The sequence below is a fragment of the Nocardia mangyaensis genome, from assembly GCF_001886715.1.
Lineage (GTDB): Bacteria > Actinomycetota > Actinomycetes > Mycobacteriales > Mycobacteriaceae > Nocardia > Nocardia mangyaensis.
The window spans coordinates 1,468,002-1,486,999 of the sequence record NZ_CP018082.1 but is presented as its reverse complement, the minus strand read 5'-3'; the positions used below and the strand labels follow the sequence as shown (position 1 = coordinate 1,486,999).

The window sequence follows — 18,998 nt, the reverse complement described above, 5'->3', positions numbered from 1 at the left end:
TGACACCTCCCAACGCCACGCCGCCGACACGCGGAAGTCGTTGTCCCACAACCCTGTCCGGGAACAATGTCAGGGCAATCCCCGATTGTCGAATTGTCCGTTTTCCTGGATTCTGGTGCGGGTGACGCCACCGCTCGATTCCCCATCACCCTCCGCGCCCCGCTCCGCCCAGCCGCGAATCATCACCCCGGTCGATCTGGTCGATCTCCGGGCCGCCGAGGTCGACGAACTCCACTACCCCAGCGCTACCGTCCTGGTCTTCGCCGGTGTCCCCGGCGCGGGTAAATCCACCGCGCTGCACCGCTTCTTCGGGGCCGGCCCGGACGCCGACCACCCGGTACGCTCCGCCGCCGGCGCCCTGGTGCTCGACTCGAACCACACCCGCAACCGGCTACGCCACCGCTTCGGCCGCACGCCGTACGCCCTGTGGCGACCACTGGTGCACCTGGCGCACTACCGCGCGATCCGCGACACCCTGCGCGAGACCCAGGGCCCGGTCGCCATCCACGACTGCGCCACCTTCGCGTGGAGCCGCGCGCTGATCACCCGCTGGACCCGCGCGGGCGGACGCGATCTGCACCTGGTGCTGATCGACGTGCCGGCGACGCAGGCCAGAGTGGGTCAGGTCACCCGGGGCAGACTCGTCAACGGCGTGGCCTTCACCGCCCACGTCCGCCGCTGGGAACGCATGATGCGCGCCCTCGGCGCCCGCGAGCCCGGCCACGCGTCGACCACCGCACCAGCCTCGGCCTCCGCGGTGATCATCGACCGCCCGACGCTGCGCACCGTCTCCCGCATCACCTTCGACGCCCACTGACCCGCCTCAGCGTCAGCGACTCATGGCACCAAGACCGTCAATGCCCCTGGCATCGCCTGCACAGTGACCGGCAGCATCCCGGCGGGCTCGCCGTCGGCCGTGGCGTAGCCGCCGTCGGCGCTGACGGTGATGCGCCGGGCGCGGTAGCGCTTGGTCGACGGGTGGTCGATGCGCTTGCCCGCCGAGAGCGCGGGCAGCAGTCGCGCCATCTCCAGCCGCGACACCGCGCCGACCACGGTGATGTCGAGGTAGCCGTCGTCGGCGAGGGCATCGGGGCACACCAGCATGCCGCCGCCATAGGTGCGGGTGTTGCCGATCGGGGCCATCACAGCATCGGTGCGCAGCACCGTGTGGTCCTCGGGCGGGTTGTCCTGCGCTCCCGGCGCCAGGCCGGACAGTTCGATCGTGAACGGCAGGGTGTAACCGCGCATCAGTTCGGCGATCGCGGCGACGGTGTAGCGCAGCGGTCCACGCGGGTAGCGCATCTTGTTGGCACGCAGGGTGACTCGGGCATCGAACCCGGTGCCGACGACCGTGGCGAACCAGGTCGGCGTCGCGTAGACCGACTCGATCCGGCCCAGGTCGATGGTGCGGGCGCGGCCGCGCAGCACGATCTCGGTGGCCGCGCCGGGGTTGCCCGTCGGAATTCCCAGCTCACGCGCCAGGTCGTTGCCGGTGCCCGCGGGTACCAGACCGAGCGGCACACCGCTGTGCGCGACGGCCGCCAGCAGCACGTTCATCAGCCCGTCGCCGCCGACACAGACCACGGCGTCGGGTCGCCTGCCCGGATTCGCCACCGCCGCCCTGACCTCTTCGACCGATTCGGCCGCGCTCGGCGCGCGTACCTCGGCCACCTCGATGCCGTGCGACAGCAGGGTGTCCAGCACGGCCTCGGCGACGCCGTCGCCCCGTCCTGCCCCGGAATGCGGGTTGGTGACGACGAGTACGCGCCGCACCGAATGTTCGCTCACGGCATCAGCTTTCCAGGATTGAGCACCCCGGCGGGGTCGAGTTCGCGTTTCACCGCGCGGAGCACGCGGACACCGAGGTCACCGACCTCGGCAGCCATCCACGGGCGATGGTCGGCGCCGACGGCGTGATGATGGGTGATGGTGCCACCCGCGGCCACGATGGCGTCACCGACCGCGGTCTTGGCCAGACGCCACTGCGCGATCGGATCGTCGAGCTGCTTGGCGACCACGGTGAAGTACAGCGAGGCGCCGCTCGGATAGGTGTGCGAGATGTGGCACATGACCAGCGCCGGGGTGCCCTGGGCACCGAGCGCGTCGGTCAGCGCGGCGGTGACCTTCGCCTTCAGGTTGGCCAGATTCGCCCAGCTGGTGGCGGTTTCGAGCGTCTCGCACAGCACACCGACATCGAGCAGCGCGTCACGCAGGTAGGGCGCGGCGAAGCGGCCGTGCGCCCACTGGCGTGCCGGGGCCTCCCCGAGCGCGGTGCCGCCGGCCGCGGTCAGCAGCGCCTCGGCCTCGGCCGAGCGAGCGGCGACATGGGCCGCGGTGCCCTCGAAGGTGGTGATGGCCAGGCATCCCGAAACCGGGTGACCGCCGACGTCACCGGAGCGGGCCAGGTTCAGTCCGGTCTCGGCCTCGTCGGACAGGCGCAGCACGGTCGGCGCCGCGCCCGTCTGCACGAGGCCGCGCAGCGCGGCCGCGCCGGTGGCGAAGTCCGGGAACGACCAGGCCTGGTAGGCAGTGGTGTCGGGCACCGGATGCACGCGCAGGGTGACCGAGGTGATGATGCCGAGGGTCCCCTCGGAGCCGACGAACAGTTCGCGCAGGTCGGGCCCGGCCGCCGAGGCGGGGGCGCGGCCGAGGTCGAGGCTGCCCTGCGGAGTGGCGACCGCCAGGCGCACCACCATGTCGTCGAAACGGCCGTACCCGGCGGAAGCCTGCCCCGAGGACCGGGTGGCGGCGAACCCGCCGATGCTGGCGAATTCGAAACTCTGCGGGAAGTGCCCGAGCGAGAGACCGTGCGCGCCGAGCAATTCCTCGGCCCGCGGGCCGGTGAGTCCGGCGCCGAGGGTGGCGGTCCCACTGACCGGATCGACCTCGGTGAGCGTGTCGAGCCTGCGCAGGTCGAGCGCGATGACGGTGGCGAACTGCCCGCGGACCGGGTCGACGCCGCCGACCACGCTGGTGCCGCCGCCGAACGGGACGACCGCGATGCCGTGCTCGGCGCAGTACCGCAGCAGCGCGAGCACCTCGGCGTGATCGGCGGGGAAGACGACGGCGTCGGGGGCGTCCTGCGGCGCGGTCTCCCGGCGGCGCAGCAGGTCGGGGGTGCTCTTGCCGCCCGCGTGCCGGAGCCGGTCGACGTCGGCGGTGCTGAGGTGTTCGGCACCGACGACGTCGACCAGTCCGTCGCGGTCGGCGTCGGTGAGGACCGAGGGGCGCAGCGGCACGTCGCCCTCGTCACGACGCGCCACCGGCTCGCCCGAGATGCCGAACACCTGCGTGAGCAGGCCTCGGATCTGCGCCGACAGCGGCTGATGCCCGGCGGGGACACCCCAGGCGTCCCACACCATACTCGGCGCCACGGTGGCGGACCCGGACTTTTCGCTGTGTGTCTCGACCATGCGTTACAGTCTGACATATAGTGTCAAGCAGTAACCACTACGACATGTCCTCGAATGGCATCCACATCGCTGTCGGATGTCACCGCCACGAATTCACGACGGCAACCCCACTGGCCCGCTCGATACCCTTGGGCGTTCCAGCCCGACCACGGCGCGGCACCACCGCGTCCGCGACCACACCGGCGGTGAAGCACGATGATCGACCTCGCTCCCCATGCTGACCAGCAGCTCTCGTCTACCGACGTGGCGATTCTCGATGCCACTCGGGCCTGCGTCGTCGACTTCGGGGTGCGCCGCACCACGCTCACCGAGGTGGCGCGCCGCGCGGGCGTCAGTCGACCGACGGTGTATCGCCGCTGGCCCGACACCGGGTCGCTGATCGCGGAACTGCTGGTACGCGAACTGCGCACGATCGTCGGCGAGACCATGCCCGACGCGGGCCTGGGCCGGGACCGGCTGGTGCGCGGCATCGTCGCGGGCGCGGGCGCGATCCGCTCGAACGCGGTGTTCGCCAAGATCTTCCGCACCGACACCGACCTCATGCTGACCTATGTGTTCGGCAGGTTGGGCCGCAATCAGCGCACCCTGATCGAGCTGTTCGCGGCCTCGATCCGGCTCGGTCACGACGACGGGTCGATCCGGTCCGGTGACGCCCAGCAGATGGCGACCATGCTGCTGCTCATCACCCAGTCGGCGGTGCAGTCGGCGGGCACGGTCGAGCCGCTGCTGGCCGGTGCGCAGTTCGACGCCGAGTTGTCGAGGGCGATCGAGGGTTACCTACTCCCGTTACCCGACAAGGACTGCGATGACTCCTGATTCCACGCCCGATCTCAACGCGGCGCGCCGCACAGCCGAACTGACCGCCCTCGGTGATCATCCCGAGGTCGACGTGGTGGTGATCGGCGGCGGCGTGACCGGCACCGGCGCCGCCCTCGACGCGGCCGCGCGCGGCCTGCGCACCCTGCTGGTGGAGCGCAACGACTTCGCGTTCGGCACCAGCCGCTGGAGTTCGAAACTCGTGCACGGCGGCCTGCGCTATCTGGCGAGCGGGCGCGTCGGTATCGCGCACGAGAGCGCGGTCGAGCGCGGCATCCTGTTGCGCACCACCGCACCGCACCTGGTGCGCCCACTCCCCCAGCTGGTGCCACTGCTGCCCGGCATCAAGGGAGCCCAGAGTTCGCTGATCCGTGCGGGTTTCGCCGCCGGTGACGCGTTGCGGATCGCGGCGCGCACCTCGGCTGCCACCCTGCCCCGTTCGCGCCGGGTCGCGGCCGCCGAGGCGTTGCGCCTCGCCCCCACCGTGCGCCGCGAGGGGCTGCGCGGTGGTCTGCAGGCGTGGGACGGTCAGCTCGTCGACGACGCGCGCCTGGTCGTCGCGCTGGCCCGCACCGCCGCCGCCGAGGGCGCGACCGTGCTCACCCGGATGGAGGCCATTGCCGCGACCGGTGATTCGGTGCGGCTGCGCGACAGCCTGACCGGTGAGACCTTGCCGGTGCGGGCGCGTGCGGTGATCAACGCGACCGGCGTGTGGGCGGGCGAGCTCGACCACAGCATCGAGCTGCGCCCCAGCCGAGGCACCCACCTGGTGTTCGACGCCGCCGCCTTCGGTGGCCTGAGCGCGGCGCTCACCGTGCCGGTGCCCGGCAGCATCAGCCGCTTCGTCTTCGCCCTGCCCGCCGCGCACGGACGTGTCTACCTGGGCCTGACCGACGAGGACGCGCCCGGCCCGATCCCCGACGAGCCGCAGCCCACCGAGGCCGAGGTCGACTTCCTGCTCGACACCATCAACACCGCCCTGCGCGAACCGTTGACCCGCGCCGACATCCGCGGCCGCTTCGCCGGCCTGCGCCCGCTGCTGCAGACCGCCGACGACAGCACCGCCGACATCTCCCGCGAACACGCGGTCCTCACCGCACCCGACGGCCTGATCACCATCGTCGGCGGCAAACTCACCACCTACCGCCAGATGGCGCAAGACGCCGTAGACGCCGCGGTCGCCCAGTCGGCGCTCCCCGCCGCGAACTGCCGAACCACCCGGCTTCCGCTCGTCGGCGCGGTCGCGGGCGCGGCCCGGGACCGCATCGACGCCCCCGGCGTGCTCATCGAGCGCTACGGCAGCGAAGCGAGCCAGATCGTCTCGGCCTGGCTCGCCGACCCCGCCCTCCGCGAGCCCGTCGCCCCCGGCATCGACGTCACCGCCGCCGAATTCGACTTCGCCATCACCCACGAAGGCGCCCTCACCGTCGACGACCTCCTCGACCGCCGCACCCGCATCGGCCTGATCCCCGCCGACCGCGCAGCCGCCCTCCCCGCCGCCGAAGCCGCCTTCACCCGCAACACCCCGGTCCCCCACTGACCACCACCTCGACGCGAGGCGACCGCTCACCTACCAGTGAATACACCTCGCGCGAGAACCCCGGTCCGCCACCTACCGCACTCCCCGACACGAAGTCCGCCACCCACTCAATCCACCACCCAGGTGTCCAGGTCGGCCCGCATGCACGCACGCGGCCATTCGTCCAGCCCGTTGGCCGACTCGGTCGCACGGATCGCCCGCAGACCGGGTGGCTCGTCAGCGGGGTCGATGTAGGCGAAGCCGAGACGCTCGTAGTACGGGCCGTTCCACGGCACCTGGGTGAACGTGGTCAAGGTGATCTCGTGCAGCCCACGGTCTTTCGACCACCGCACAGCGTGGTCGATCAGGCGTTTGCCGATGCGCTGTCCGGCGTGGGCGGGGTCGATGGAAACCTGGTCGATATGGGGTTGGCCGTCGACCAGGCTCAGCACCAGGTAGCCGATGGGCCGGTCCTCGGCGTCGGGCCACACCCAGGCGCGGCCCTCGGTGATGAAGGCGCGCAGGACCTCTCGCGGCGGGGGCTCGTCCTCGGCGACGGCATGCATCCCGATCCCGGCGAACGGCGCCCCGGCGCGCTCCTCGATCCGCCGCAGGAGTTCGATCTCGTCCTCGATGGCAGGCCGGATGGCCGCACAGGTGCGCGTCATCGGACGACCGGGGTGGCGAGGATGCCGTTGAGCACGGCCCGCAGGGCCCAGCGGGCGCGGTCGTCACTGTCGCCGTCGAGCATCTGCGAGCGCTGCGCGACGATGGTCGGGTACCGCTCGGCGGGCAATTCGGCGACGCGGCGCGAGATCTCGGCGAGGTGGTCGACCGCGTAGCCGCCCGTGGTGTAGTGGGCGGCCCGCTCGGCGGCCTCGGCGGTGATGTGCAGGTGGATGAGGTCGACGGCCCAGGTGGCGGCGGCCGGATCGAGTCCGCCTTCGCGCAGCAGGGCGAGCAGCTGCTCGATCAGGCCGAGGGTGTGTTCGGTGGTGGGGATTCGGCCGAAGGCGACCAGAGCGAGGCCTTCATGGCGGGCCAGTGCGTCGACGGTCGTCTCGACCAGGGTGGTGAGGCGCTGCCGCCAATCGCCCTGGACGGGCGCGGGGACTCCGGCGAGGACGTGGTCGAGCATGCCGGTCATCAGGTCGTCGCGATTGGCGACGTAGACGTAGAGCGAGGCGGCGCCGGTATCGAGTTCCTGCGCGACCCGGCGCATGGTGAGCGCGGCGAGGCCCTCGGTGTCGAGGATGCGCAGACCGGTCTCGATGACGAGATCGCGACTCAGCGGGGCTTTCGCCGGTCGGGCCCGGCGACTGACGGGTGCGACATTCATGCCCTCGATGATACGCAGCCGTCGAACGCCGTTTGACACGAACACCGTTCGCGATCTTGGGTTTCCTCCCCGCCTGATCGACGGATCGGCCCACGGCCGAACACCACCGCCCTCCTGCGCGCCGCGGACGCGGGCGACTTCGTGACGCCCGCCCACCGCACCGACGCTGTTGCGCGACAGAGGATTCAAATCAGGCCCGCTGACCAGCGAATTCGATACCGCACCAAGCGCTCGGCAGGGTCGGCGACCACCTCGGTCGCCGACCGTTTCACCGTCGGCCCCTTATCGCCGCGCGTTCGGCCCTCTATGCTGGCAGAGGCCGGTCCGAGAAGGAGGCGTTGATGCACGCGCATTCGTCCACCGTGGCCATCGTGCCGGGGACGGGAATCGTCGCCCGTTTCGGTGACGTGGTGGTCTATCTCGCGGGGGAGACCCCGTCCACCGATCGTTTACTCGGCGCGGTCGAGACCGTCGCCAACAACACCGCGGCCTCGGCGCCCGGTGCGGCGTTGGCGCAGCGGCTGGCCGGGGTCGTCTTCGGTGGCACGTCTGCCCCGCCGCCGTTCGGCGTGCTGGCTCCGACGGCCGACGGCATGCTGATTCTCTTGCGCGGCGCGGTGATCGCGGAGATCTCCGGCGCCGAGGGCAACCGCAGGCTGGCCGGTGATCGCGCCTTCACCTGGGTCGACGAGATCATCCGCGAGCCGGTCCGGCGGATCGCGGTCGGCGCCGAGATGGCCGACCCGACCAGCGCCAATCCGCGCACCGATCTGCGGGCGGGCATCGTCAACGGCAACGGCTTCGTCCTCACGCTCGGCCGTCGCCGCAATCCGGCGCCGCGCCGCGTCGAGACCGCCGACGAACCACCACCGACCGAGGCGACCGGTTTTCGCGCCCTGCGCGAACCCAACGGCTCATCGGGCGGCGACGCGCTGCCGGCGACCGCGGGCTTCCCGGCGCCGGGTCCGGCCACCGGTCACCTGCCCGCAGGCGAGCCGAGTGGGCCCGAGAGCAAAACGGTGAGCGCGGGCGCTCGCCCCGACACCGGCGACAGCGCGACCGTCAGCACCGGTCAGCGCAGTTCCCCCGCGAACAATGCTCCCCTGGCCTGGTCACAGGCGCTCGACGCCGCGCAACGGTCCGAACCCGTCGCACTGAGCAAGACCCAGCTCAGCAATCCGAGCAGCCCGCGCGGCGCCCTCGTCACCGAGGACGGGCTCAGCTACCCACTGGATCGGTCCTATGTACTCGGCCGCAATCCCTCCGGCGACGAATCGGTGCGCGCCGCCGCGGCAACCCCCATTCTGATCGAACGCGACCGGCTCGTCTCCCGCGTCCACGCGTTCGTCGCACCCGACCGCGGCAAGGTGTTCGTCCGGGAGGCCCCCGCCACGTCCGGCACCTTCTTCGCCGCCCCCGACAGCGAACGCTGGTCACGCGTCGGCACCCTGCCCATCGAACTGCAACCGGGCTGGCGCCTGCGCATCAACGACTTCCTGCTGACCTACTGTGTCTGACTTCGACTGACCCGCGCTGCTGAGCGCAGACCATCCCGACGCCCGTGGTCGTGCACGTTCCACGGGCGCCGGATCGCGATGCGGCTCAGGCCTCGAGGGCGTCGAGCAGGGCCGCGCGCTGGCGAGCACCGAGGCCGCCGATGCGGCGATCCTCGGGAATCTCGGCCTGATCCATCAGCTTGGCGGCCTTCACCGGGCCAACGCCCGGCAGCGCCTTGATCACGGCAGCGACCTTGGTCTTCTTCACCAGGTCGTCGCTGTCGGCCTTCTTGAGCAGATCGGCGACGGTGACCTTGCCCTCCTTCACCTTGCCGATCAGTTCCGAGCGCGCCTTGCGCACGGCAGCCGCTTTGGCCAACGCCTCGGTGCGCTGTTCGGCGGTCATCGTAGGCAGTGCCATGTCTCCTCCGCTTCCACTCGTCACTCGAACATCTGATTGACGGACCGAGTAAACAGCACAGGATCGGCAGCACCAGTCCGACACACCGCGAGGATACGCCGATGAGTTTTGCGTGCTCGGCCCGTCGTAATGGGTGAACGACCTGCAAGACGGACCAAACGGACGAATGGATCGTTGCCACGGCGGGTACCCGACAGCGAATGGCGGACCACTTTCCGCGGCCGTAACACCGCACCCACCTGCGACGACACATCAGCAGAAGCACTTCACGGGATCAAGGTTCAACGGCGAACCACGGAGGATCAACGAAGCTCCTCGGCCCGGGCGCGACCGGTCAACCGGTTGTCACCGTATCCGGTGAAGATGCTCGAGACAGCTACACAGTTGTGTGCCACGGGATTTCCGGTTGCCGCGAGTCGGGAGCGAAACGGCCCGCGGATGTGCTCTCCGCCGCTCGATGCGCTAAGAATGACGCGACCCGGCGAACACTTTTGCTGACTGGAGTTGCATGCGCGAGGAACACCCGCTCGACGACGAGGTCGTCTCGCTGCCCGACCGGGTCGATCGAGCCCGGCGGCGAATTGGCTATCAGTCCGACCCGGCCCTGACCGACGCGCTGTCGGAAGACGAATTGCGCGCCGAGCGCGAACTCGCCGAGAAGATCCGCACCTACGAGCGCGACCAGCGCTGGAAGCAGATCAAGGCGGCCTCCATGCACGCCGACCGACTGCGCGAGACCAACGAAGAGCTCGAACGCGCCGAGATGGCCGACCTGATGCTGGCTCGCAAGGCGATCGCCGCCCAGCGCCGCGAATCCAATCCGCGCGCCCGGCTGGCCTCGCTCTACCAGCACCGCACCTGGTCGCTGCGCGCGCTGGCCGGCGTCGTGATCGCCGGGATGCTCTGGTCGGCGGTGAATGTCCAGCACAACATCGCCCCCGGCGGCCCCAGCGACCCGCTCTACTGGGCCAGCTTCGGCCTGGAGGCGATGATCAGCGTCTGCCTGATCATCATCATGATCGGCACCACGCGCGTCTCCGAGTGGGGCGTGATCGGCAATCGCACCCAGGTGATGGTGGCCGAGATGTTCCTGCTCACCCTCACCATCGCGCTCAACACCTATCCCCACCTGAGCGCGGGCAACTGGTACGACGCGGCCGTGCACGCGGTGGCCCCGGTGATGATCGGCGTGGCCCTGCTCATCCACAACGCCGCCAGCGCCCGCTACGCCACCGCCATCGCCCGCGCCTCGGCCGAGATCCCGGCCGACGACGCCGAGGACATGCTCTCGGCCGCCCCCGCGTTCCGGGCGAGCCAAGGCTCGCACTCCTGATGTGATCACCCACCACAGCGAAGCGCCCGCCGGATCGGATCCGACGGGCGCTTCGTGGTGTGCGAGGTGAGCTAGGCCGACTTCTCGCGGCGCTCGGTGCGCTGGGCCTTGCGGGGGACGATGGTCGGCAGGACGTTGTCGCTGACGGTGTCACCGTTCACGACCACCTTGGCGACGTCGTCGCGGCCGGGGATGTCGTACATCACCGGGAGCAGGACTTCCTCCATGATGGCGCGCAGGCCGCGGGCGCCGGTGCCGCGCAGGATCGCCTGGTCGGCGACCGCTTCGAGGGCATCGGGGGTGAACTCGAGGTCGACGCCGTCCATCTCGAACAGTCGCACGTACTGCTTGACCAGTGCGTTCTTCGGCTCGGAGAGGATCTTGACCAACGATTCCTTGTCCAGGTTCGTCACCGAGGCGACGATCGGCAGGCGGCCGATGAACTCGGGGATCAGCCCGAACTTGATCAGATCCTCGGGCATCACGTCGGCGAAGTGGTCATCGGTGTCGACCTCGGCCTTGGAGCGGACCTCGGCGCCGAAGCCGATGCCGCGGTGGCCGGTGCGATCGGAGATGATCTTCTCCAGGCCCGCGAAGGCGCCCGCGACGATGAACAGCACGTTGGTGGTGTCGATCTGGATGAACTCCTGGTGCGGGTGCTTGCGACCGCCCTGCGGCGGCACACTCGCCTGCGTGCCCTCCAGGATCTTCAGCAGCGCCTGCTGCACACCTTCGCCCGAGACATCGCGGGTGATCGACGGGTTCTCGCTCTTGCGGGCGATCTTGTCGACCTCATCGATGTAGATGATGCCGGTCTCGGCGCGCTTGACGTCGTAGTCGGCGGCCTGGATCAGCTTCAGCAGGATGTTCTCGACATCCTCGCCGACATAACCCGCCTCGGTGAGCGCGGTGGCGTCGGCGATGGCGAACGGCACGTTCAGCATCTTGGCCAACGTCTGCGCGAGGTAGGTCTTGCCGCAGCCGGTGGGGCCGAGCATCAGGATGTTCGACTTCATCAGCTCGACGACCTCGCCGCGGCTGTCGCGGCCCTTGTCACCGGCCTGGATGCGCTTGTAGTGGTTGTAGACCGCCACCGCGAGCGTGCGCTTGGCCGTGTCCTGGCCGATGACGTAGTTCTCCAGGAAGTCCCGGATCTCGGAAGGCTTGGGCAGCTCGTCGAGTTTGACCTCACTCGACTCGGCCAGCTCTTCCTCGATGATCTCGTTGCACAGGTCGATGCACTCGTCGCAGATATAGACCCCGGGGCCCGCAATGAGCTTCTTGACCTGCTTCTGGCTCTTTCCGCAGAACGAGCACTTCAGCAGATCGCCGCCGTCTCCGATGCGCGCCATCTCGTAGGTCCCTACTTCCTTGTCCGAGTGCGACCGTCGTCCCCCGATTGGGCCGGAAATACGTTTCGGTGCCGTCAATCAGAGCAATGGTCCCTGAGTCGACCGTACCTGGTGTGCGCGAGAAGGGTCGACAACTCGCGCATGTTTCTGTTCAGGGTTGTGCGGGTTCTCACCATTGTGAGCCGACCCGCGGGAAAAAGACGGGCCCGCCGCCCAGATCGGGCAACGGGCCCGGGCGTGTCACTTCTGACCGCTGAGCTTCCGGTAGTCGAAGACCTGGTCGACGATGCCGTATTCCTTGGCCTCGTCGGCGGTCAGGATCTTGTCGCGATCGGTGTCCTTGCGGACCTGCTCCTCGGACTTGCCGGTGTGCCGCGCGATGGTGACCTCCATCAGGCGACGCATCCGCTCGATCTCGGCCGCGGCGATCTCGAGGTCGGACACCTGGCCCTGCACGCCGCCCGAGGACGGCTGGTGGATCAGGATGCGCGCGTTGGGCAGCGCGGCGCGCTTACCGGGCGCACCGGCGGCCAGCAGCACCGCCGCGGCCGAGGCCGCCTGGCCCAGGCACACCGTCACCACGTCGGGGCGCACGTACTGCATGGTGTCGTAGATCGCCATCAGCGCGGTGAACGAGCCACCGGGCGAGTTGATGTACATGGTGATATCGCGGTCAGGATCCTGCGATTCCAGCACCAGCAGCTGCGCCATGATGTCGTTGGCCGAGACATCATCGACCTGGTTGCCCAGGAAGATGATGCGCTCCTCGAACAGCTTGTTGTACGGGTCGGAGGTCTTGACGCCGAACGAAGTCTGCTCGGTGAACTGCGGCAGGATGTAGCGCGACTGAGCGGGGGCGGGTGCGCCACCTTGGGCGGCGCCGCGCGGGTCGTACAGATTGGCCATCTTTGTCTCCAAGCTTGTCTCGAGTGTGTGGGGCGCGCCTGCGCTTACTTCGCCTGGTTCGCGTGGCTGACCACGTGGTCGATGAAGCCGTATTCGAGGGCTTCCTTCGCCGTGAACCAGCGGTCGCGGTCCGCGTCCTCGGTCACCTGCTCCACCGACTTGCCGGTGTGCAGCGACTGCAGCTCGTTGAGCTCACGCTTGGTGTGGGCGAACTGCTCGGCCATGATCGCGATGTCGGCGGCCGAACCGCCGATGCCCGCCGAGGGCTGGTGCATCATGATCCGGGTGTGCGGCAGCGCGAAACGCTTGCCCTTGGTGCCCGCGGTGAGCAGGAACTGACCCATCGACGCCGCCAGACCCATCGCGACGGTCTTGATGTCGCACTCGGCGAACTGCATCGTGTCGTAGATCGCCATGCCCGCGGTGACCGAGCCACCGGGTGAGTTGATGTAGAGCGCGATGTCTTTGGTCGCGTCCTCGGCCGAGAGCAGCAGGATCTGCGCGCAGATCTTGTTCGCGATTTCGTCGTCGACCTGGGTTCCCAAGAAGATGATGCGCTCACGCAGGAGACGCTCGTACACCGAATCACTGAGGTTGAGACCAGCAGTAGCGGCTGTCATGACCCCTGCCTGGTTGATTGTCACGGATACCTGCCTTCTCTTCTCACCGATTGCTACGGCCATACGGTTCGTCGTCACAAACACTAACGAAGCAGGGCGGCACCGAACTCCCGGTACCGCCCTTCTTCGCTCACAGCGCAATCTCGCTCCGCTCGATGACACAGTGCGCGCGGCGCACTGTGTCATCGGCTCGCTCGCTGCGCTCACTCACAGCACAATCCAAGCACCCCGTGGGGGGCACCGGTCACACCGGCATCAGAAAACTACTCGGCGGCGGCCTCGACCTGCTCGTTCTCCGAATCGGCCGGGTCACCGAACATTTCGGCGGTGTCGACCACATTGCCCTCGGAGTCGGTGACCTTGACCTGGCCGACGACACCGGCCAGCGCCTTGCCGCGACGCACGTCGGCGAACACCGCGCCGAGCTGGCCCGCCTGCTGCACCTGCTGGATGAACTGCTCCGGCGACATGCCGTAACGCTGGGCCTGGAACAGGATTCGCTCGGTCAGCTCCTGCTGGCCGACCTGGGTGTTCTCGGCCTCGGCGATGGCGTCGAGCAGCAGCTGGGTCTTCACCGACTTCTCGGCGGCTTCCTGAGTGTCCTTGTCGAACTCCTCGCGGGAGGAGCCCTGCGCCTCGAGCGCCTCGGCCAGCTTGGCCTCGTCGTGGTCGAAGCCGTGCACGGCGTCGTGCAGCACCGCGTCGACCTCGGCCTTGACGACCGCCTCGGGCAGTGGGACCTCGACGGTCTCGAGCAGGGTGTCGAGCACCTTGTCGCGGATCTGACCGGCCTGCTCGACCTTCTTGACGCGCTCGGCGCGGCCCTTCAGGTCTTCCTTGAGCTCATCGATGGTGTCGAACTCGCTGGCCAGCTGGGCGAACTCGTCGTCGGCCTCGGGCAGCTCGCGCTCCTTGACCGACTGCACGGTCACGGTGATCACGGCTTCGGAGCCCGCGTGGTCACCGGCGACCAGGGTGGAGGTGAAGTCCTTGGACTCGCCGGCCTTCAGGCCGATGACGGCCTCGTCGAGCCCCTCGATCAGCTGGCCCGAACCGACCTCGTGCGACAGGCCGGTGGTGGCCGCCTCGGGAACGTCCTCGCCATCGACGGTCGCGGACAGGTCGATCGAGACGAAGTCGCCGTCTGCCACCGCGCGCTCGACACCGGTCAGGGTGCCGAAGCGCTGACGCAGCGAGGTGAGCTGCTGCTCGATGTCGGAGTCGTCGATGGTGTAGGAATCGACGGTCACCTCGAGGCCCGCGTAATCGGGCAGCGCGATCTCGGGACGCACGTCGACCTCGGCGGTGAACGCGAGCTCCTCGCCGTCCTCGATCTTGGTGATCTCGATCTCGGGCTGCCCGATGACCTTCACCTCGGTGGTCTGCACGGCCTCGGCGTAGCGGCCCGGCAGCGCGTCGTTGACGACCTGCTCGAGCACGGCGCCACGGCCGACCCGGGTCTCGATCAGCTTGGCCGGAGCCTTGCCGGGACGGAAGCCGGGGATCTTGACCTGCTGGGCCAGCGCCTTGTACGCCTTGTCGAAGTCGGGCTTCAGCTCCTCGAAGGGCACCTCGACGTTGATCCGGACCCGGGTCGGGCTCAGCTGCTCGACGGTGCTCTTCACGGACATGCTCCTTGGTTCGTAGTTCGGTGGTGTCCCCGCACGGGGCGTCGCGCCATGAGTCGGCGCGGCGCATAATGCGCATCCCGACCAGGGTAGTTGACCGCCTTCGCGGTCGTGCAATCGGCGGTTGGTTGCGGCCGCGGCTAACCGCCGACCTGCACCGCATCAGTGACGAAGACCAGCGTCTCGTTCGGCGCGACGCCGTTGCCGCCCGCGCCATAGCCGAGGTCAGGCGGCACGATCAGCAGCCTGCGCGCACCCTGCTGGACGCCGAGCAGACCCTGGTCCCAGCCCTCGATGACCTGGCCGGCGCCCAGCGTCAGCTGGAAGGGCGTGCCGCGCTGGAACGAACTGTCGAGAGTCTCCTTGTTCGACCAGGTGACCAGCTCGTAGTTCATGGTCAGCGGCTGCCCGGCCGCCGCGCCGGGACCGTCGCCCGGCACCAGGTCCTTGGTGATCAGGGTGGTCGGCGGGTCGCAGGTGTCGGGGATGGTGATGGTGGGCACGTCGCCGTACCCACCGTCGACGACCACGTCGTCGGCGGTGCATTCGAGGCCGGTGCGCGCCGCGGCCGTCGTGGTGCTCGCCTCGCTGGAATCCGAGTCGGAGCCGCACGCCGCTGTCGCGATCGTGGCGGCCGCGACGAGTCCGATGCCGAAGAGCCTGCCGAGAGAATGCATGGCCCGCACAGTAATCGACGGCGGGCACGGCACCGACGGTAGGCTCGGCCTTGCGTTTCTCCACCGGTTCCGCCGAGGATCGATCGGCGCCGGCGGGTCCCGGCGCGCAAGGCGCCGCGGCAGTACACCGTATGCGAGGAGTCCGCGATGACCAGGACCAGCGACATCGAAGGCGACACCGCCGCCGACAACGTGGGCGACGGCGACGGCGAGACCATCGCCCCCACCCCCTATGTCCTCACCGACGCCCCCGGCCCGCTCAGCCGCGACGAACTGGTCGCGGTGGACACCTGGTGGCGGGCATCGAACTATCTCGCGGTCGGCCAGATCTATCTGATGCGCAACCCGCTGCTGCGCGAACCGCTGCGCCCCGACGACATCAAGCCGCGGTTGCTCGGCCACTTCGGAACGGTGCCCGGCCTCAATCTCGTGTGGGCGCACGCGAATCGGGTGATCCGGCAGCGCGGCCTGAACGCTGTCTACGTGGCAGGCCCCGGACACGGTGGCCCCGGCCCCAATGCCTGTGCCTGGCTCGAGGACGCCTACACCCTGCTCACCCCCGACATCCCCCGCGACATCGACGGCATGGGCAGGCTGTTCCACCAGTTCTCCTTCCCCGGCGGGGTCCCCAGCCACTGCGCGCCCGAGACGCCCGGCTCGTTTCACGAGGGCGGTGAACTCGGCTACAGCCTGCTGCACGCCTTCGGCGCTGCCCTGGACAATCCCGATCTGACGGTGTTCTGTGTGATCGGCGACGGCGAGGCCGAGACCGGTCCGCTGGCGGGCAGCTGGCACGCGAACAAGTTCCTCAACGCGGGTCGCGATGGTGCGGTGATCCCGATCCTGGCGCTCAACGAGTACAAGATCGCCAATCCGACGATCTTCGCCCGGATCCCGGAGGCGGAACTGGTCGAGTTGCTGCGCGGGTACGGCTACGACCCGCTGATCGTCTCCGGTGACGATCCGGCGCCGGTGCACCAGGCGATGGCAACCGCCATGGACACCTGCCTGGACCGGATCGCCGAGTTCCAGCGCGCCGCGCGCGAGGACGGCGACACCGCCCGTCCGCGCTGGCCCATGATCATCATGCACACGCCCAAGGGCTGGACCTGCCCCCCGGTGGTCGACGGCGAGCGCGTCGAGGGCACCTTCCGGGCACACCAGGTGCCGCTGCCGACCGCGCGCACCAACCCGCGCCACCGGGAGGTGCTCGAACAGTGGCTGCGGTCCTATCGGCCCGAGGAGCTGTTCGATGAGCACGGCACACCGGTCGCGCTGATCCGCGACCAGGTCCCGGAGCACCCGATGAGTCTCAATCCGGTCGCCAACGGCGGATTGCTCGTGCGCGACCTCGACTTGCCCGACTGGCGCGACTACGGCGTGCCGGTCGATCAGCCGGGTACTGGTCAGCACGAGGCGACCCGGGTGCTCGGCGGTTGGCTGCGCGATGTCACCGCGCGCAACCCGCACAACTTCCTCACCCTGGCCCCCGACGAGCTGGCCAGCAATCGCCTCCAGGACATCCTCGAGGTGACCGGCCGCAACTGGCAGGGCGAGGTCGGGCCGTGGGACGTGGCGCTGAGCCCGACCGGCCGCGCGGTGGAAGTGCTCTCCGAGCACATGTGCCAGGGCTTGCTCGAGGGCTATCTGCTGACCGGCCGCCACGGCGTGTTCACCTGCTACGAGGCCTTCATCCACATCGTCGACGCCATGTTCAACCAGCACGCCAAATGGCTCGACGCCAGCGCGCAGGTGTCCTGGCGGCGCAAGATCCCCTCGCTGAACTACCTGCTCACCTCGCACGTGTGGCGCCAGGACCACAACGGCTTCACCCATCAGGACCCCGGATTCCTGGACGTGGTCGTCAACAAGAGTCCCGAGATCGTGCGCGTGTACCTTCCGCCGGACGCCAACACCCTGCTGTCGATCTACGACCACTGCCTGCGATCGCTGCACTACGCCAATGTGGTCGTCGCGGGCAAACAGCCGGGGCCGGACTGGCTTTCGGTCCAGGAGGCGGCGCTGCACTGCGCCAAGGGCGTCGGCATCTGGTCGTGGGCCTGCCACAACGACGAGCCGGGGACCACGCCCGATGTCGTCCTGGCGTGCGCGGGCGACGTCCCCACCCTGGAGACGCTGGCCGCCACCGCGATCCTGCGTGATCGCCTGCCCGACTTGCGGGTCCGGGTGATCAACGTCGTCGACCTGATGCGCCTGCTGCCCGCCGAGGAACATCCGCACGGCCTGTCCGACCCCGAGTTCGACTCCTTGTTCACCCGCGACCGCCCGGTGATCTTCGCCTTCCACGGCTACCCCTGGCTGGTGCACCGCCTCACCTACCGCCGTACCAATCACGCCGAACTGCACGTGCGCGGATACAAGGAGAAGGGCACCACCACCACCCCGTTCGACATGGTGATGCTCAACGATCTGGACCGGTTCCACTTGGTCATGGATGTGATCGATCGCGTGCCCGGGCTGGGCGAGCGGGCGGCCGGCCTGCGTCAGGACATGGTCGAGGCCCGTCTGCGGGCCCGCGCCTGGACCAGGGAGCACGGCGCGGACATGCCGGTCGTGGCGGACTGGGTGTGGCCCTCGGCCGCGATCCCCGGCGACTGAGCCGATACCCGGTTGCGGCACGGTGGCGTGCTGCACGACGATGGCGGGGATGACCCAGCGATATCACCACGCCGAGAACACGCCACGCGATCGCCGCGACCTCACCGGTCCGTTCGACGTGATCGGCGATGTGCACGGCTGCCGCGCCGAGCTGGAGACCCTGCTGGGCGAGCTGGGCTACCGGATCGACCGCGACGAGCGCGGGCGGGCGATCAGCGCCACCCACCCCGACGAGCGGATCGCGGTGTTCGTCGGCGATCTGGTCGATCGTGGCCCCGACACCCCTGGCGTGCTGCGCCTGGTGATGAGCATGTCCGCCGCGGGCACCGCGCTGTGTGTCACCGGCAATCACGAGTCCAAGCTGGTCCGCGCCCTCGACGGCCGCAACGTGCGCATCGCGCACGGCCTCGCCCAGTCACTTGACCAGCTCGCTGCCGATGACGACATCGAATTCCGTTCCGCCGCACATGCTTTCCTGCGTGCACTGCCCAGCCAGCTGATCCTCGACCGTGGCAGGCTCGTCGTCGCCCACGCGGGCCTACCCGAGGAATTCCACGGCAGCGCGTCGAGCCGGGCACGCGCCTTCGCCCTCTACGGCGCTCCCACTGGCGAGATCGATCGACACGGCCTGCCCGTCCGCTACGACTGGGCACAGGACTACCGGGGCCGCGCCACCGTCGTCTACGGCCACACCCCCGTCACCGAGCTGCGGTGGGTCAACAACACCCTGTGTCTCGACACCGGCGTGGTCTTCGGTGGCGCCCTCTCCGCCCTGCGCTACCGCGAACTGACCACGGTCTCGGTGCCCGCCGAGCAGGTCTGGAGCGAGCGGGCGGGGATCACGCCCGCTCGCTGAGCA

General features: G+C 69.2%; 16 protein-coding genes and 1 pseudogene. 7 read left to right on the top strand and 10 right to left on the bottom strand.

The window, feature by feature from the left end:
* Nucleotides 1-121: 121 nt before the first annotated feature.
* Nucleotides 122-817, top strand: a complete 696-nt coding sequence (locus BOX37_RS06760) for an ATP-binding protein (protein ID WP_240505245.1) — start codon at nt 122-124, stop codon at nt 815-817.
* A 20-nt stretch (nt 818-837) separates the two neighbouring features.
* Here the strand turns inward: BOX37_RS06760 and BOX37_RS06755 are convergent, their stop codons facing one another.
* The gene (locus tag BOX37_RS06755; RefSeq protein ID WP_071926889.1) at nt 838-1,788 is read right to left on the bottom strand and encodes a YegS/Rv2252/BmrU family lipid kinase; all 951 of its coding nucleotides are present in this window, start codon (nt 1,786-1,788) and stop codon (nt 838-840) included.
* The gene (locus tag BOX37_RS06750; protein WP_156910706.1) at nt 1,785-3,362 is read right to left on the bottom strand and encodes an FAD-binding oxidoreductase; all 1,578 of its coding nucleotides are present in this window, start codon (nt 3,360-3,362) and stop codon (nt 1,785-1,787) included. Before BOX37_RS06750 ends, BOX37_RS06755 begins: the two co-directional genes overlap by 4 nt.
* A gap of 246 nt (nt 3,363-3,608) precedes the next feature.
* Here BOX37_RS06750 and BOX37_RS06745 point away from each other — a divergent pair, with 246 nt between their 5' ends.
* Both BOX37_RS06745 and BOX37_RS06740 read left to right on the top strand, forming a co-directional pair.
* Nucleotides 3,609-4,229, top strand: a complete 621-nt coding sequence (locus tag BOX37_RS06745; RefSeq protein ID WP_071926887.1) for a TetR/AcrR family transcriptional regulator — start codon at nt 3,609-3,611, stop codon at nt 4,227-4,229.
* Nucleotides 4,219-5,769: a glycerol-3-phosphate dehydrogenase/oxidase gene (locus BOX37_RS06740; protein WP_071926886.1), complete on the top strand. Its 1,551-nt coding sequence runs from the start codon at nt 4,219-4,221 to the stop codon at nt 5,767-5,769. The genes BOX37_RS06745 and BOX37_RS06740 overlap by 11 nt, the downstream gene beginning before the upstream one ends.
* Before the next feature lie 107 nt (nt 5,770-5,876).
* On the opposite strand, the gene BOX37_RS06735 is transcribed toward BOX37_RS06740, so the two are convergent.
* Both BOX37_RS06735 and BOX37_RS06730 read right to left on the bottom strand, forming a co-directional pair.
* Nucleotides 5,877-6,416 (bottom strand): GNAT family N-acetyltransferase, encoded by a 540-nt coding sequence (locus BOX37_RS06735; RefSeq protein ID WP_071926885.1) that lies wholly within the window; start codon nt 6,414-6,416, stop codon nt 5,877-5,879.
* The gene (locus tag BOX37_RS06730; protein ID WP_071931240.1) at nt 6,413-7,087 is read right to left on the bottom strand and encodes a TetR/AcrR family transcriptional regulator; all 675 of its coding nucleotides are present in this window, start codon (nt 7,085-7,087) and stop codon (nt 6,413-6,415) included. The genes BOX37_RS06735 and BOX37_RS06730 overlap by 4 nt, the downstream gene beginning before the upstream one ends.
* Nucleotides 7,088-7,428: 341 nt before the next feature.
* Between BOX37_RS06730 and BOX37_RS06725 the strand changes: the two genes are divergently transcribed.
* A complete protein-coding gene (locus tag BOX37_RS06725; RefSeq protein WP_071926884.1) occupies nt 7,429-8,604 on the top strand; it encodes an FHA domain-containing protein in 1,176 nt (391 codons plus the stop codon).
* Nucleotides 8,605-8,689: 85 nt separating this feature from the next.
* On the opposite strand, the gene mihF is transcribed toward BOX37_RS06725, so the two are convergent.
* A complete protein-coding gene (mihF, locus tag BOX37_RS06720; RefSeq protein ID WP_019045768.1) occupies nt 8,690-9,004 on the bottom strand; it encodes an integration host factor, actinobacterial type in 315 nt (104 codons plus the stop codon).
* 508 nt (nt 9,005-9,512) lie between these two features.
* Here mihF and BOX37_RS06715 point away from each other — a divergent pair.
* Entirely contained in the window at nt 9,513-10,337 is an 825-nt protein-coding gene (locus BOX37_RS06715; RefSeq protein WP_071926883.1) for a hypothetical protein, read from the top strand.
* 71 nt (nt 10,338-10,408) lie between these two features.
* Here the strand turns inward: BOX37_RS06715 and clpX are convergent, their stop codons facing one another.
* The 5 genes from clpX to BOX37_RS06690 all read right to left on the bottom strand — a co-directional run bounded on the left by clpX (nt 10,409) and on the right by BOX37_RS06690 (nt 15,520).
* Nucleotides 10,409-11,689: an ATP-dependent Clp protease ATP-binding subunit ClpX gene (gene clpX / locus BOX37_RS06710; protein WP_071926882.1), complete on the bottom strand. Its 1,281-nt coding sequence runs from the start codon at nt 11,687-11,689 to the stop codon at nt 10,409-10,411.
* Between the two features lie 240 nt (nt 11,690-11,929).
* Nucleotides 11,930-12,595, bottom strand: a complete 666-nt coding sequence (locus BOX37_RS06705; protein ID WP_071926881.1) for an ATP-dependent Clp protease proteolytic subunit — start codon at nt 12,593-12,595, stop codon at nt 11,930-11,932.
* Between the two features lie 44 nt (nt 12,596-12,639).
* Nucleotides 12,640-13,215, bottom strand: coding sequence for an ATP-dependent Clp protease proteolytic subunit (locus BOX37_RS06700; RefSeq protein WP_071926880.1), 576 nt, complete (start codon nt 13,213-13,215; stop codon nt 12,640-12,642).
* A 263-nt stretch (nt 13,216-13,478) separates the two neighbouring features.
* A complete protein-coding gene (gene tig, locus BOX37_RS06695; protein ID WP_071931239.1) occupies nt 13,479-14,840 on the bottom strand; it encodes a trigger factor in 1,362 nt (453 codons plus the stop codon).
* Nucleotides 14,841-14,983: 143 nt separating this feature from the next.
* Nucleotides 14,984-15,520 carry an FKBP-type peptidyl-prolyl cis-trans isomerase gene (locus BOX37_RS06690; RefSeq protein ID WP_071926879.1) on the bottom strand — a complete coding sequence of 179 codons (537 nt, stop codon included), beginning with the start codon at nt 15,518-15,520 and terminating at the stop codon, nt 14,984-14,986.
* A 147-nt stretch (nt 15,521-15,667) separates the two neighbouring features.
* Here BOX37_RS06690 and BOX37_RS06685 point away from each other — a divergent pair, with 147 nt between their 5' ends.
* Both BOX37_RS06685 and BOX37_RS06680 read left to right on the top strand, forming a co-directional pair.
* The gene (locus tag BOX37_RS06685) at nt 15,668-18,139 is read left to right on the top strand and encodes a phosphoketolase family protein (RefSeq protein ID WP_071926878.1); all 2,472 of its coding nucleotides are present in this window, start codon (nt 15,668-15,670) and stop codon (nt 18,137-18,139) included.
* An 88-nt stretch (nt 18,140-18,227) separates the two neighbouring features.
* A pseudogene (locus BOX37_RS06680) lies at nt 18,228-18,968 on the top strand (metallophosphoesterase); the annotation flags it as partial.
* Nucleotides 18,969-18,998: the final 30 nt, after the last annotated feature.